Raw genomic sequence first — 15,822 nt, 5'->3', positions numbered from 1 at the left:
ATGCATTGGATTGATAAATATGCAGAGTTGCTCGTCAACTATTCCTTGTATCTAAAGGAGGGAGAAAAAGTTTTTGTTCGAGCTACTACTTTAGCAGAACCTTTGGTAAAATCATTTTATACCGCTGCCATCAAAGCAGGAGCTTTGGTTGAAACTGAAATCAGTTTTGAAGATCAGGAACGTATTTTATTACAATATGGAACGAAAGAGCAACTAAATTATATTTCGGCTTCATATCAACAAGCCATCCAGAACTTTGATGCTTATTTGGTTATAAGAGCACCACACGAGTCAAGTTTAGGTTTTTCCATTTTAGAAGAAAACAGAACCATCCGTTCCCAGGCATTAGCTCCATTCGATCAAATTTATTTTAAAAGACTTGGCGACGGAAGTCTTAAAAGATCTTTATGTCAGTATCCTACAACGCATGCAGCCAACATTGCAGGAATGAGTTTAGATGAATACACAGCGTTTATAGTGCATGCCTGTTTTTTAGATATGGAGCATCCAGCTGATCAATGGAAGATACTTTCTTTAAATCAGCAACGCATTGTCGATTATTTTAATAAATGCAGTCAGTTTATTTACAGAAATCCAAATTTTGAAATCAAATTTTCTACCATTGGAAGGAAATGGATCAATTCTGATGGAAAGGCTAATATGCCATCCGGCGAAGTGTTTACCAGTCCGGTTGAAGACAGTGTACATGGAGAAATCTACTTTTCTTATCCGAGCATTATGATGAATGAAGAAGTTTCAGGTGTTCATTTAATTGTTGATCAAGGCAATATCATTAAATGGTCAGCAGAAACCGGTCAGCAAGTTTTGGATAAAGTATTTAAAATACCAGGTGCACGAGTTTTTGGAGAGGCTGCAGTTGCAACCAATAATAACATTCAACGAGCTACCAAAAACATTTTGTTTGATGAAAAAATTGGTGGCACCATTCACATGGCAGTAGGACAATCCTATTTGCAAGCCGGAGGAAAAAACACATCCTCTATCCATTGGGATTTAATCACCGATATGAAACAGGGTGGTGAAATTCTGGCAGATGGAACTGTTGTTTACAGGAATGGTTCGTTTTTGATTTAATTTCTACTTTTCTAATAAGGCCAACATGAATGCATATTCCAGTGCAATCTCTTTTAATCGTTCAAATCGTCCGGAAGCTCCCCCATGTCCTGCATCTAAATTAGTGTGAAATAATATGGCATCTGTTTTGTCAGTACGTACTGTTCGCAATTTAGCAACCCATTTTGCCGGTTCCCAGTATTGGACCTGGCTGTCTGCAAAACCTGTAGTTACCAGCAGATTGGTATATTTTTTAGCTTGTACATTGTCAATGGGGGAATACGATTTCATATAGTCGTATTGTTCTTTTATTTCAGGATTTCCCCATTCTGTGTATTCACCGGTAGTCAGCGGAAGGTCTGGATCAGACATTGTGGTTAAAACATCTACAAAAGGAACATTTGCAATCATTCCACAAAATAAATCAGGTCGCATATTATAGACTGCTCCAACCAATAAGCCACCTGCTGAACCACCTTTGCAAAACATTTTAGCAGAACTTGTGTATTTATTTTGAACAAGGTATTCTCCACAATTTATAAAATCAGTAAAGCTGTTTATTTTGTGAAACATTTTTCCCTTCTCATACCAATTCCATCCTTTTTCTTTGCCTCCACGAATATGTGCCATCGCAAAAACAAAGCCGCGATCCAAAAGGGATATGAGATTGCTGCTAAATCCGGCATCCATAGTTATTCCGTATGAACCATATCCATATAATAATGCAGGAGCGGCGGCATTTTTTTCAAAGCCTTTTCTATAAACAATAGACATTGGAATCATTTCTCCATCGTTTGATGGGACCTGAACGTATTCACTCTGATAATTTTCTTTGTTAAAATTTCCGAGTACCGGACTTTCTTTCAATACCTGCAACTGTTGTTGTTGCATTTGATAATCGTAGGTAGTTTTTGGGGTTGTTAAAGAGGTGTATTCCAATCTAAGTATATCTGTATTCAAATCAAAATTAGGTCCTAACCAGCAATCGTAACTGGCATCTCTGAATTTAATATAATGACCCTCTTTGAAATTATTCCATGGTAAAATATGAATTTGATTCAATCCATCTTTTCGTTCAAACACTACCAGTTGATTTTTAAATATTTCAATATCCTGGAGTAAAACAGCATCATTGCCTGGAATCATGTCCATCCAATGTTCATATTGATAATTGCTTACAGGAGTCTTAACCAATTTAAAATTGGGTGCATGATCATTGGTTAAAATCAAGAAAGATCCCTGATAATGATCAACGGTGTAGTAAAAACCGGGTATGCGTTTTTTAATCAGGATAGGTTTTTTATGATAGTCATTGAGTGGAATAAAATGGCATTCTACCATTTCAGTATAGCCGGAATGAATAAAAGCATATTGTTCGTCTTTAGAGGACGAGAGATGTGCATAACTGGTTTCGTCCGTTTCATGATATACCAATTTATCATTCTCAAAGGGAGTTCCTAATTCGTGTAACCAGATTTTATCATTCCGCAAGGTGGTCAGATCTTTCGTTTCATAAAAGAATGCTTTGCTATTGGGTGTCCATACGATTGCACCCGCTATGACAGGTGAATTTTCTTCGATGATCGCACCGGTTTCCAGGTTTTTAACAAATGCTTTATGTAAGTTACGACCCGTTGTATCCAATCCATAAACTGCCAATTTATTATCCGGACTAATTTCCGGAGAAATTACATTGCAAAATTTATGACCTTCTGCCAATTGATTGACATTTAAAACAATTTCTTCGGGATTTGATTCGGCGGGCAATTTTTTTCTACAATGAATTGGATATTCTTTTCCGGTTTCAAATCGGATATAATAACTGTATTGATTGTAATTATATGGAACGGTATTGTCATCCTGTTTAATTCGACCCAACATTTCATCGTAAAGATTGCTTCGTAATGTCTTTACAGGTTCCATCACTTTTTCAAGGTAGTCATTTTCAGCTTGTAAATAGCTTCGCACATTTGGATCTTCCCGATTGTTTAACCAATAATATGGATCGATCCGCGTGTCGCCATGCATCACCAGTTTTTTCTCAATCATTGGTGCTACAGGTTCCGGGATGCTGTTCAAACTTTTTGTAATGCTTTGAATGATTTCTTTTGAATCGTTTGGGGACATTGTTGTTTTTTTAGTGTCGTTGCAGGCCATTACAAAAAGCAATGTGACTACAGCTAAAGGATAATGTGATTTCAAATTTGATTTTTTTTATTGATTGGTTTATGACGGTTGATTTTATTTTTACGGTTTTGAGTTTGAACCTGGCAAAACATCTTCGTTTTCTGCCTGGAGAAGCAAATCAAGTTAATTTTACAAAATATTCTTGATTAAAAAATGTTCGCTCTACTTTAATCAATCTCATGTTATAAGGCGTTACTTTTTTGCGCTTAGAAAGCTTTCAGGATTAATATTTGCTTGTTTTAAAATTGCTGAAAGCGTTCCTTCAGGTATATCTCCTGTGTGATTAGGGATTGTAGTGTACTTGTTTGTTATTTCGTTATACCAAATTTCATGACTTCCTGCTGCTTGTCTATGAAACTCAAACCCCAAAATTTTAAGTTTTTTTACAACATCTCTGTAGCTAAAACCACCTAACCTTCCCATTAAAATGAAATAACAAGTGGATAGTCAAAGCTATCTTTTAAAATTTCCACGTTATTACTTGTCAAGTTTTGGGATTCAATAAGTTTTTTGACCACATCTCTTGCAATTTCCATAGTCTCTGTAATGGTTCTTCCTTGGGCAACCAAGCCTTGAATATCGTTAGAGGTTGCCAAATAAACACCTTCAGGCAATTTTTCAATATGAATTTTAATTGTTCCTTCCATGCTAATAACAAAGATAATAATTTAGTCAAAAATAATTTAATTCCTATAATGTCTATAAAGCTTCGATATTCATCTTATATAATTCGTCTGGAACTTATACCTGCTCTTTTGCAGTCCTAAATTTATAGCAATACCTCTTTTTGAATTATTCTGGTTTATGCTTTCCATTTGATATTGCAACCTAAACTTGGATATTGGATAGGATCTATAGCTTGATTCGAAAGAACAGCATCCAGTGCATTGCGCAAATCAATACCGGTTACCGGAATTCCTGAATTCGGGCGGGATGCATCCATTCTACCCCGATAAACCAATAATTTATTTTTATCGTATACGTAGATATCAGGGGTACATGCCGCATTGTAGGCTTTGGCAACTTCCTGACTTTCATCGTATAGATAAGGGAAGGGATAATTAAATTGGATTGCGCGTTCTTTCATTTTTTCCGGAGCATCGTCCGGATAATTTGCAACATCATTTGAACTGATTGCAAAAAAAGCACAATTTTTAGATTGATATTCACGACCAATGTTTAACAATTCATCGTGCACATGAATCACATAAGGACAATGATTGCAAATAAATAAAATTACATAAGCTTCGTAATTTTTATAATCTTCAAGATGAATGATTTTTCCAGAAAGGGGTTCTGGCAAATGAAAATCAAACGCTTTGGATCCCAATTGGATCATGTTGGATTCTGTACGTGCCATATTATTGAATGCAATTATTTACGTTTCGTACAAAATCAATCAAATGCAGCGATTGTATGGCTTGATATCCTTTAAATCTGAAGATGGAAGATTCATCAAAATTGCGAAGTTGAGCTTCCCAAATTGTTTTGGCAGTGGGCATGTAAGACCAATGCCAGCGTTCTTCGTGAAAACCGCTAACCCGTTGTTCGTCAAAAGCGGTATACGTTTGACAAAAACCAAATTTTCCGGCGTTGTTAAATAACCATTGGTAGACTTTTTTTCCTTCCGGAGTTTCAAAATATTCGGATTCTGTGGAATTGATATCAATATCAGTACCCCAATGGTGCCTTGAAAAACCAGGTGGCGCTGAATACTCCATAATTTTAAGCGCACGCGCTACCGGATCTTTAATATGCAAATGCAGCTTTTTTCCATCGACAGGAGTTTTACCAAGCCACTTATTTTCCCACAATTCTTTTTGATAATCAAAATTTCTGGTAGCTGATACAATTTCCAGTTTTACAGAATCAGCCGCAGCTGCCTGTGCCATTTTTAAATAAGCGATATAAACTTCCGTTCTCAAATACATCAGTTTATTAGATGTATCTGAATTGAAACTAACAAATTCCGGATTTTTAGAAGGGTCAAATTTTCCAGCAATGTAACGAGCATCATCCAAAGCTAACACTTTTGGATTTTCGACCACGTGTTGCATGTTTTCTGTCATAATCTGAAACAGTAAGATGATTTTTAAACTAATTATATAAAGTATAGGAGTCAAGTGTTGAGTATTGGTTGATAATTAATTAATTATTACGAATTTCGAATTACGAATTACGAAATACGAAATGCTTGTTTTAATTTAATTCATAGCCTCTCTTAAATGTAATTTCCAATTCGTAATTCGTAATTCGTAATTCGTAATTCGTAATTGTATCACTATCTATAAACATCCCTCAATTTTTTCCTTCGCTCTTCTTCTTCCTTTTTAATTTGATCTTCCAAAGTTTTCTTTTGTTCAAGCGTCTTTGAATAGCCTCCTTTTTGATCCAACAGATAATAAATATTGGTCAACCATTTTGAGGTATCCGGCTGTTGAGAAGGGGAGGTAACATATTCTTCAATGATTGGAGGTGCCAGGGTAAAAGGAGAATTATCCATGAGGTAACTCAGCTTTACGTGTGCATTTCGAAGGGTAGCATAACTTCCGTAATGTTCTAATTTAAAACATTCCATTGGAGGGATATCAAAAGTTGTCCAACCTGCATAATTTGGTAATTTGTTTTCAGTTGGTAAGGCGGCAAGAATGTAAACCTGTCCGGTAGAACCTTCCCAGTCTAAAATTAAACCAGCCGGAGGTCCTGTAATTGGAATTTTAAGCGAGTCTAGAAAATTATAAATTTTTGGATAACTCTTTGCATAGAATGAAGGAATCTTATTATTCTGAACTATATTCATAATTCCAAAATAATGATTTCCAGGATAGATGGTTTTTGAAATTCCAAAACTGTCTTTCAATAAATTTTCAATATAGCCCTTCATGCCTTCCAAATCATTGGTAAGCATTTCATCCAACTGTTTTTTTAATCCAAAATAATACCCTCGTTTATAAAAAGGAATTTCACCTTGAAGTCTGGCTGTTAAATTTACATAAACTGCTTTAGAACTTTCAGAAACAATTTGCCAACGTTGTTTTAAGTTGCTGGGTAATTTGGATGCATTTAAGTTCACAGTAATAAAAGAATCCTGATACGACTCTTCTACGATGACACTTCCGGTACCCATTTTTTTGCCTTCAAAACTGAAATTTGCACCCACGGCATATTGAAAATTGCCAGGCGTAAATTTTAAATCAGGGTCATCTTTTTTCCAACTAAACCATTTAGACCAGTCCTTAATATCATTTAAAAGCAGGTACACAATTTTATGAGGTCCGTTAATTCTTACATCGTTATTAAATTTATAAGAGGAAGGACCTAAAAGGCAGAGTAACAAGTAAATAACTGTAATTAACAAGACACTGTATAAGGCAATTTTCTTTGCAGACATAGTCCAATTTTAGATTGCAAAATTAAGTCTTTGAAATCGGTTTTTGCAGCTTTCTTGGTAGCTTTGGACTCTAATAACAATTTAATTTAGTTTGCAATTCATGAAAAATATTTTAGTTTATCTATTGATATTCAGGCTTTTAGCTTCAAGTATGTCGTTAAAGGCCCAATTAAGTCCGGAAACCATGATTCGGGTAGATGTTGTTTATCTGGCATCAGATGATTTGGAAGGTCGACAAACAGGAACCGTCGGAGAAGCCATGGCAGCAGATTATATCTCCGAACGCATGTTAAAAATGGGTTTGAGTCCAAAAGGCAGTGAAGAATGGTTTCAAGCGTTTAAATTCAATTCAAATCCACATGGTGGCAGTCAATTGGACAAAATGGGGAAGAATGTCATTGGATTTTTAGATAAAAAAGCAAAAAAGACTCTGGTGATTGGAGCACATTACGATCATTTGGGATATGGAATGGCAGGATCTTTACGTCCCGACGATCATTCCATTCACAATGGAGCGGATGACAATGCCAGTGGTATAGCAGCATTATTGTATTTAGCCGACCAATTAACGAAAGAGAAAAAATTAAAATTCAATGTCTTATTCATTGCATTTTCCGGAGAAGAATACGGTTTATACGGTTCAAAGGCATTTATGGAAAATCCTACTGTTCCAAAAGAAAGCATCTTTGGGATGATTAATATGGACATGGTGGGTCGACTCAACAAAGAAAAAACTATAGCAATTAGTGGAGCAGGAACTGCTTTGGAATGGAAAGACATTTTAGAGAGTTGTAAAATGCCGGGGTTCAGCTTTAATTACAGCGATGGGGGCATTGGTCCATCCGATCATACTTCATTTTATTTAAAAGATATTCCGGTCCTTCATTTTTTTACCGGACAGCATCAGGATTACCATAAACCAAGCGATGACAGTCCTTTGGTAAATTACGATGGCATTTGGGAAGTCAGCCAAATCATTTGGGGTGTAGTATTAAAATTGAATGCCAAACCCACGTTGACATTCCAAAAAACAAAAGATGAAAATAAACAACAGGCCAGCAGTTTTAAAGTCACCATGGGCTTAATGCCTGATTATGTTTTTAATGGAGAAGGCATGCGCATTGATGCAGTGTTGGATAACCGCCCTGCTCAAAAAGCCGGCTTATTAGGAGGCGATATCATCATACAGATCGGCAGTTATCCGGTAAAAGATGTGTACCAGTATATGGAAGCCCTCAATAAATTTGAAAAAGGACAGGAAGCGGAAGTTACAGTAAAACGCAAAGACGAGGTTTTGGTGAAGAAGGTTGTTTTTTAGGGAGGAAGTCTGTAGAGAGAGGAAGTCTGTAGAGAGGAAGTCTTTAGAAAAGAAGTCTGTAGTTAAGTTGTCTAAATTACTGATGCACTCTATCAGTAAATGAAATGAATTCAATGATCGATTAAAAAATTCATTTGGTATATTAATTCAGCTTTTTTTTGTGGGTTTCAACTTGAATTACTGAGTTGAAATTTTTCATAATTGAATGGAATTGTGCAATGCGTGGATAAGTAGCATAGTGTAATGATTGCGTAGATTTGTATGTTATACTCGACCATTTTTAGACACCATGTTTACATTAACATGACTATTGACAACTAAATGAAAAAGAATCTATAAAAAACAAAAGAGAAGCATGGCCACATGCAATGCAATCTCAGTATTGCTTCACTTTTGCCCAAAGTGCATAGACCGTTTTTTTTATAGCGGATTGTCCTTTTAAAATACTAACTTTGTTCAAAACAAAGGTGACAACTATTATTTCAGTAACATGCATAGCATCTTCACAGAAAAATATAAAACAGCTGCCAACAAATTAATTCTTCTTGACTATGACGGAACACTTGTTGATTTTGAGTCAATGCCTGATAAAGCAAAACCATCTGCTCAGTTATTAGAAATTTTAAAGTCCCTAACGGACAACCATCAAACCAACGTAATCATTATATCGGGCAGAAGGCAATATGAAATTGATAGTTTTTTGGGCGATCTTCCAGTAAATATTATAGCTGAGCATGGAGCAATGATAAAAGAAAACGGAAGATGGAAGAAACTGGTAATTGAAAACGATTTATGGAAACAATCAGTCCTTCCAATATTTGAGCGTTTTACTTTATCCTGTTCCAATTCATTTGTTGAAGAGAAACAATATTCTCTCACATGGCATTACAGAAATGTTCAAACAGAGTTGGGGTATGAATATTCTAGAGACTTAATTCGCGCACTGAGGGACAGTGTGCGATCTTACAATTTGCGAATCATTGATGGCAATAAAATTGTTGAACTAATGAATAATGAAATTGATAAAGGCAAAGCGGTTAATAAAGTGTTTTTGCAGAACAACTATGATTATGTATTATCCATTGGTGACGACCAGACTGATGAAGATATGTTTCGCGCATTGTTGGACAACCTCAATGCTTATACAATTAAGGTTGGTGAGGGAAAAACTTTTGCTAAACACAAACTGAAATCCGTATCGGAAGTTCTAAACTTGCTTTCGCAATTAACAAAATGAAGTTAAATCTTGCACTCATACTATCCATCATTGTAGCTGTAGGCTTTGTTGCTTTCGGCTTCACGTATTTTCAAATTTCAAATGAACGTGAAAGATTAAGTGTTGAGTTAGAAGAAAAAGTAAATCTTATTACTGAAAGATTCATTGAATCCAACTTGCCCGAAATCGAAAAGATGCCGGGCATACTTACACAAGAATACATTGATAAAACCCTCAACCAATACCGCTTACTTGCAATCACAGTTTACTACAGCTCTGACAGCATTCTTTTTATTGGTTCCCCTGCCACTACTTTACTCGAAAAGTCAAACGACTATATTTTTCAGGCTGCAACTGCCGATACAACAGTTAAAAATTATTTTTCTTTTAACAACAGAAAAATCTACCAACACATCAGGCCGGTTAAAACAAATGACCTCTTGAATAAAACTATCATCTGCTATTCTACAGCAGACCACATTGAAAACATTATCAACAGAATTTGGCTTCGCAATTTTTTCCGATGGTTTATGCAGGCACTTTTGGTTTCATTCATTACAATACTTGTAGTTCGATGGGGAATTTTCAGTCCCATAAATAAAATTGTTGATTGGGTGAAAGCTGCGCGAATCGGAAACATTGATGAGCTCAAATCAAACCCACCAGCAAGTTTTCTTGCACCACTTCACAAAGAGATAACGCACATTGCCAAAGCCATGCACGATGCGAAACTTTCGGCAGAGGAAGAAGCAAGGTTACGAGCAAATGCTGAATCGGTTTGGACACCTGAACGACTCAAAGTAGAAGTAGAAACTCTATTACAAAACAAAAATTTGGTGGTAGTTTCTAACCGTGAACCTTATATGCACATTCATGCAGGAAAAGAAATCAAATGTATTGTTCCCGCAAGCGGAATGATTACCGCAATGGAGCCGATTCTAAAGGCATGTGGTGGGCTTTGGATTGCTTCGGGCAGTGGTGATGCAGATAGGGAAACCGTTAATAAGCATGATAAAATTCAAGTTCCACCTGAAGAACCAAAATACACTTTGCGAAGATTGTGGCAGACCAAAGAAGAAGAAGAACATTTCTACTACGGCTTTTCAAATGAAGGACTTTGGCCACTATGTCACATTGCTCATACTCGACCAGTTTTCCGAAAAGACGATTGGCATTATTATAAAAAAGTAAATCAAGATTTTGCCGATGCTGTAATTGAAGAAACTAAAAATCAAGAAGCCCCTTTCATTTTAATTCAGGATTATCATTTTGCACTGTTGCCCGAACTCATCAAAAAAGAAAAACCCAAAGCCTGTGTCGCTATTTTCTGGCATATTCCCTGGCCTAATCCCGAATCATTCGGCATTTGTCCCTGGCAAAAAGAAATTCTGATAGGCATGTTGGGGGCTGATTTAATTGGTTTTCACACTCAATATCATTGCAATCATTTTCTTGAAACCGTAAATAACTCGCTTGAATCGCGTGTCCTTTGGGAAAATTTTTCGGTTAGAATGAGTGGACACACAACACTTGTAAAACCTTTTCCTATCAGCATTGCATTTACTCCAAAAGATTTCGAGAATCATTCTAAAAAAACAAATCCCTCACATATTTTAGCTGAGCAGGGTATTACAGCTGAACATTTCGGTATTGGTGTTGACCGCATTGACTACACTAAAGGCATCATTGAAAAGTTTCTTGCACTTGAACGCTTCTTTGAAAAAAATCCTGACTTTATAGGTAAGTTTACCTTCATTCAGATAGGCGCTCCAAGTCGCACACTCATTAAAAATTATGCTGACATGGTTAGTGCAGTTGAAAAGGAAGCAGAAAGAATTAATCATCGTTTCAAACAAAAAAACTGGAAAGCAATTTTGCTTCTCAAAAAACATCACAGCCATCAGGAAATAAAACCCTTTTATATATCTGCTGATTTGTGCATGGTAACATCTCTGCATGATGGCATGAACCTTGTTGCAAAAGAATTTATTGCCGAACGCAGTCAAAATGATGGTGTGCTTATTCTCAGTCGTTTTGCAGGAGCGTCACAGCAAATGAAAGGTGCATTAATAATCAACCCTTACGATACTGAACGCACAGCGGAAGCCATCAAACTTGCGCTCGAAATGCCCCAAAGCGAACAACAACTCCGTATGCAAATGTTGAGACAGGACATTATTTCAAACAACATATACACATGGGCTGCAAACCTTCTTAGAACAATGGCAAATCTCATATAAATGAAGCTCTCTAAATTATTCATAGAGTTTTTTGAAAGCGAGAAGGCAGGAGGTATCTTGCTTATTTGTAGCGCAACACTTTCGCTTTTGCTTGCAAACTCATTTTTTCAACACAACTATTTACAATTGTGGAATTTTCAAATTGGTGGACATAGTTCAATACATTGGATAAATGACGGACTAATGACCATCTTCTTTTTGCTTATCGGTTTAGAGCTAGAAAGAGAAATTTATGATGGAGAACTTTCAAGTTTTAAAAACGCCGCACTGCCAATCTTTGCAGCACTTGGTGGTATGCTTGTTCCAGCAGGTCTGTTTTTGCTTTTCAATTTTGGGACAGATACTCAATCAGGAGCTGGTATTCCAATGGCTACGGACATTGCTTTTGCAATCGGGATACTTTCTCTATTGGGTAATCGTGTTCCTGCATCGCTTAAAGTTTTATTGATAGCGTTGGCAGTTATTGACGATTTGGGAGCAATCATAGTTATTGCAATTTTTTACACAAGCACATTAGTGTTTACAAACTTGTTTTTTGCACTTGGAATTTTCGGACTGCTGCTTATCTTAAACCGACTGAAAGTGCATAACCTAATTCCTTATCTCGTTGGTGGTGTTGCCATGTGGTATTTTATGCAACAGTCAGGTGTTCATGCGACAATCACAGGAGTGCTATTGGCGTTTGCAATTCCATACGGTAACGGTGGTGAAAAATCACCTTCTTACATACTGCAACATTGGTTACACAAACCCGTTGCGTTTATCATTCTGCCTTTATTTGCTTTGGCAAATACGTGTATCCCTATTGATAGCGGTTGGCAGGCAGGTTTAACTCTAGCAAACAGTATTGGAATTTTTGTAGGATTATTAGTTGGTAAACCACTCGGTATTTTTCTTTTCAGTTTCATAGCTGTATCTCTTGGACTTTGTACTTTGCCAGACGATTTAAATTGGAAGCAGGTAATCGGTGTCGGACTTTTAGGAGGCATCGGTTTTACCATGTCCATCTTTATTACGCTACTTGCATTTGACAATCCTGACCTAATCACGCAGTCAAAGATTGCAATTTTAATTGCTTCACTTGTGGCAGGAACACTTGGCTATTTATGGCTTTGGTCAACATTAAAAGACCCAACAACAGAAACAAAAGACGGGGACTGAGAAACTCAGTACTAGTGGCAAATATTACCCTACATAAAATGAAAAAGATTAATCAATATAGATCCAACACATTTGCACTTGCATTTGCAGCCTCGCACAAATCCGTGCAGGCAACCCCACGGGTTTACCGCATAATTTGACAGACACCGCATCAATAGCAAACCACAGTTGACAGGTTATTGTGCTAACTTTACAGTACCCGCTTCTATGGTATAATTTTTTCCAGATTTATACCGTTTGACTTTTGCTTATGTTTAGTGCTGTTGCATAAAACCAAATTCGTTATGCTTTGGAGGCATAATAACCCCAAACTAAATGTAAGAAATTAACTACAGCAACACTACCTTTGAACTGGAATCACCTGAAAGTTTAAACTTAATTTATGAAATTGATTGTGGCTTTATTAATTTGCATTTGGACATTTTGTTTTGGGTGTAATGACAATGAATCCAAATTTGAAACTGACAATAAATTTGTTCAGACATCAATTGCAGAAGAAAATCTAACTCCGACAGTTGACATTGACCATTTTGTTTTAATATCTAATAACACTGAGGCGCAGATAAAAGATGCCAAGGAGATCTTGAAAGTTAAACGCAATTTCCCGCTTGCTATGCAGACAAAAGATGAATCTTTGTTCAACAAGATTTTGGCTAAGAATTTCGCTTTTCGTGCAGAGGATGAGTTTTATAATAGAGCAGATTATATAAAGGACCGGACGACTTGTACTGATACAGTAACCGCAGTCAAATATGAAAATCTTGTTTTGCAGTTTTTTGGTGATATAGGAGTTCTAACTTATCGAAACATTGTTGAGAACAAAGGCATTCTGCATGACACGATTGCAATGGATAAAAATTGGAATGAGTATATGACATGGGCTGATATTTATGTCAAAGAAGAAGGAATATGGAAAATTGGAAGCGTCCATCAAATTGAATACAGAGCAGATGTAAAGTAAAAGCACTCCATTCCTTGACATCATTCACTTTAAAGCGAGCGTAAATCGAACGCAAAAAAAGAGATTAAAAGATCCTGTGGATTCAATGGTTAATCAAACATTCGTATTTTTGGTAAAAAGTAGTGGTATTTTGACTGATCGTGAATTTAAATTGGCACTTGGTTAAATTTATACACATGTGTAGCTATAGAGTGAAACCTACATTTACAGACTATGGAAAAGAATGGAATACAATATAAATTTAATGCGAATGTTTGGGTTTATGATGGACCTGGTAGTTGGTATTTTGTTTCTCTGCCCCTTGACTTTTCAAAGGAAATTAGAGAAAACTTAAAATCAGAGGAAGAAGGATGGGGTCGATTAAAAGCAACTGCAAAAGTTGGGGCAACAGAATGGAAAACGGCAATTTGGTTTGACACGAAACGGAAAACGTATATTCTCCCATTAAAATTGGAAATTAGAAAAAAAGAGCAAATAATTGCTGGTCAAACAATTACTATTTATATTTGGGTTTAACAATTTTAAAATAAAAAAAATGACAAACGCGATTAATTGGTTTGAAATACCAGTAACAGATTTTGAAAGAGCAAAGAAATTTTATGAGACGCTTTTTGGTGCAGAAATTATGGAAATGCCATTCCCGGGTGGAAAGTACGGTATGCTTCCAGCCGATATGCAAAATGGTGTTGGCGGAGGAATTGCGCAAGGTGAAGGGTTTGTACCCTCTGACAAGGGAACGATTGTTTATTTGAATGGGGGAGATGATTTAAGCATTCCGCTTTCAAAGATTGAAAATGCGGGCGGAAAAATAATTATGCCAAAAACATCAATTGGTGAAAATGGCTTTATGGCACATTTTATAGACACAGAGGGAAACAGAGTTGCATTGCATTCAATGAAATAAGTAATATGCATATCAATTATAATTTAGCGCAATGGTCAACTATTGGATAAACCTTACCATTGAGTTTAACAAGTTGACAAATTCTTCAAAGAAGCAGTCTGTAGAATAAAGATACTCAAAGGCTTTGTTAAGCAAACGCATAGAATGACTAAAAATCAATTGAAAGATTAATTTAAACAAATATATTATTATGAAAAAACTTCAATTTAAAATAAGCATTAATGCACCGTTAGAAAAAGTCTTTGACCATATGCTGGGCATTAAAAATAAATCAACTTATGAGCAATGGACTGCATTGTTTAATCCAACTTCCTCCTATGAGGGCAATTGGACTAAAGGCAGCAAAATGCTTTTTATAGGCACCGATGAGAAGGGAGAAAAAGGTGGAATGGTTTCTAAGATAGCTGAAAATATTCCCAATCAATTTGTTTCAATTCGTCATTATGGATTGGTACAAGCAAATGTAGAAATTACTGAGGGACCAGAGGTGGAAAAATGGGCTAATGGGTTTGAAAATTATTCGTTTGAAGTAAACAACGGAATTACTAAAGTTACAGTTGATTTAGATATGACAGAAGAATTTATGGATTTCATGAACGAGACCTACCCAAAGGCACTTGACAAGTTAAAAGAACTATGTGAAATTTAGTAGCTCCCGTAAGTAATACGATAGCACTATACTGAACACAACTTATAACAAAAAGTCATATAGAGACTTGAATAGTAAGTTGAATATTATTTCAACCAGCTAATATTCATTGAACGGCTTAGTAAATTGATTTAAGAATATTATTATGCTTGGAAAGGAACTATATTTTCAAGCGGTTTTATCAAGTGAGATTTCAATTTATTTTGTAGAATTGCTAAAACGAACAAAATCGTTGATCGAAATATTATTGGTATTTTAGCTCCCAATATGCTTACTATTTATCATAATTTTCCAATCCGTACAACTCCTGAGCTTTTATTTGAAGCCATTTCATCTCCTAGAGGCCTGGATGCCTGGTGGAGTAACCATTGTTCTGGTAATCCAGCAATGGGTGCAAACTATTCATTTGACTTTGGGCCGGAATATCAGTGGATTGCAGAAGTAACAAGTTATGAATTTGCCAAAGCATTTGAATTGGAGTTTGTGCAATCTGATTTGGATTGGAACGGGAGCAAGGTCGGATTTTTGATTGAGCCAGATGGAGAGTTTACCCAATTAAAATTTTACCATACCGGTTGGCCAACATTAAATGAGCATTTCAAAATATCAAATTATTGCTGGGCCATGTATCTGAGACTATTAAAACGCTATTTGGAATTTGGAGAGTGCGTAGCTTATGAAGAAAGACTTAATGTTTAATAAAAGCGATTTTAAACTTGTT

The 15,822-nt window shown here is 36.0% G+C and carries 16 protein-coding genes; 10 read left to right on the top strand and 6 right to left on the bottom strand.

Features of this window, described 5'->3' with window-relative positions; translation table 11 throughout:
* Positions 1 to 1,095 (top strand): aminopeptidase, encoded by a 1,095-nt coding sequence (locus tag IPJ80_04270; protein ID MBK7912695.1) that lies wholly within the window; start codon positions 1 to 3, stop codon positions 1,093 to 1,095.
* Between the two features lie 3 nt (positions 1,096 to 1,098).
* Here the strand turns inward: IPJ80_04270 and IPJ80_04265 are convergent, their stop codons facing one another.
* From IPJ80_04265 to IPJ80_04240, 6 genes are all read right to left on the bottom strand, one after another.
* Positions 1,099 to 3,201, bottom strand: a complete 2,103-nt coding sequence (locus IPJ80_04265) for a S9 family peptidase (GenBank protein ID MBK7912694.1) — start codon at positions 3,199 to 3,201, stop codon at positions 1,099 to 1,101.
* 252 nt (positions 3,202 to 3,453) lie between these two features.
* Positions 3,454 to 3,684 carry a type II toxin-antitoxin system HicA family toxin gene (locus IPJ80_04260; protein ID MBK7912693.1) on the bottom strand — a complete coding sequence of 77 codons (231 nt, stop codon included), beginning with the start codon at positions 3,682 to 3,684 and terminating at the stop codon, positions 3,454 to 3,456.
* The gene (locus IPJ80_04255; GenBank protein MBK7912692.1) at positions 3,684 to 3,908 is read right to left on the bottom strand and encodes a DUF1902 domain-containing protein; all 225 of its coding nucleotides are present in this window, start codon (positions 3,906 to 3,908) and stop codon (positions 3,684 to 3,686) included. Before IPJ80_04255 ends, IPJ80_04260 begins: the two co-directional genes overlap by 1 nt.
* A gap of 155 nt (positions 3,909 to 4,063) precedes the next feature.
* Entirely contained in the window at positions 4,064 to 4,621 is a 558-nt protein-coding gene (locus IPJ80_04250) for a thioredoxin family protein (protein ID MBK7912691.1), read from the bottom strand.
* Position 4,622: 1 nt separating this feature from the next.
* A complete protein-coding gene (locus IPJ80_04245) occupies positions 4,623 to 5,330 on the bottom strand; it encodes a M15 family metallopeptidase (GenBank protein ID MBK7912690.1) in 708 nt (235 codons plus the stop codon).
* Between the two features lie 212 nt (positions 5,331 to 5,542).
* A complete protein-coding gene (locus tag IPJ80_04240) occupies positions 5,543 to 6,652 on the bottom strand; it encodes a hypothetical protein (GenBank protein ID MBK7912689.1) in 1,110 nt (369 codons plus the stop codon).
* Positions 6,653 to 6,752: 100 nt separating this feature from the next.
* Between IPJ80_04240 and IPJ80_04235 the strand changes: the two genes are divergently transcribed.
* The 9 genes from IPJ80_04235 (at position 6,753) to IPJ80_04195 (ending at position 15,800) form a co-directional block, all read left to right on the top strand.
* Complete coding sequence (locus tag IPJ80_04235) at positions 6,753 to 7,970, top strand: M20/M25/M40 family metallo-hydrolase (GenBank protein ID MBK7912688.1); 1,218 nt, start codon at positions 6,753 to 6,755, stop codon at positions 7,968 to 7,970.
* 490 nt (positions 7,971 to 8,460) lie between these two features.
* Complete coding sequence (otsB, locus tag IPJ80_04230) at positions 8,461 to 9,207, top strand: trehalose-phosphatase (GenBank protein MBK7912687.1); 747 nt, start codon at positions 8,461 to 8,463, stop codon at positions 9,205 to 9,207.
* Positions 9,204 to 11,426: a trehalose-6-phosphate synthase gene (locus IPJ80_04225; protein MBK7912686.1), complete on the top strand. Its 2,223-nt coding sequence runs from the start codon at positions 9,204 to 9,206 to the stop codon at positions 11,424 to 11,426. The genes otsB and IPJ80_04225 overlap by 4 nt, the downstream gene beginning before the upstream one ends.
* Positions 11,427 to 12,587, top strand: a complete 1,161-nt coding sequence (gene nhaA / locus IPJ80_04220; protein MBK7912685.1) for a Na+/H+ antiporter NhaA — start codon at positions 11,427 to 11,429, stop codon at positions 12,585 to 12,587.
* A 382-nt stretch (positions 12,588 to 12,969) separates the two neighbouring features.
* On the top strand, positions 12,970 to 13,548 hold the full coding sequence (locus IPJ80_04215; protein MBK7912684.1) for a nuclear transport factor 2 family protein: 579 nt from the start codon (positions 12,970 to 12,972) through the stop codon (positions 13,546 to 13,548).
* A 213-nt stretch (positions 13,549 to 13,761) separates the two neighbouring features.
* A complete protein-coding gene (locus IPJ80_04210; protein MBK7912683.1) occupies positions 13,762 to 14,064 on the top strand; it encodes a DUF1905 domain-containing protein in 303 nt (100 codons plus the stop codon).
* Positions 14,065 to 14,083: 19 nt separating this feature from the next.
* Complete coding sequence (locus tag IPJ80_04205) at positions 14,084 to 14,452, top strand: VOC family protein (GenBank protein ID MBK7912682.1); 369 nt, start codon at positions 14,084 to 14,086, stop codon at positions 14,450 to 14,452.
* Between the two features lie 190 nt (positions 14,453 to 14,642).
* The gene (locus tag IPJ80_04200; protein ID MBK7912681.1) at positions 14,643 to 15,101 is read left to right on the top strand and encodes an SRPBCC domain-containing protein; all 459 of its coding nucleotides are present in this window, start codon (positions 14,643 to 14,645) and stop codon (positions 15,099 to 15,101) included.
* Positions 15,102 to 15,368: 267 nt separating this feature from the next.
* The gene (locus IPJ80_04195; GenBank protein MBK7912680.1) at positions 15,369 to 15,800 is read left to right on the top strand and encodes an SRPBCC domain-containing protein; all 432 of its coding nucleotides are present in this window, start codon (positions 15,369 to 15,371) and stop codon (positions 15,798 to 15,800) included.
* Positions 15,801 to 15,822 lie beyond the last annotated feature (22 nt).

The sequence above is a fragment of the Saprospiraceae bacterium genome (genome assembly GCA_016714025.1).
Taxonomy (GTDB): Bacteria; Bacteroidota; Bacteroidia; order Chitinophagales; family Saprospiraceae; genus Vicinibacter.
The sequence above is the reverse complement of the archived record's forward strand: the minus strand, read 5'-3'. Positions and strand labels throughout refer to the sequence as shown.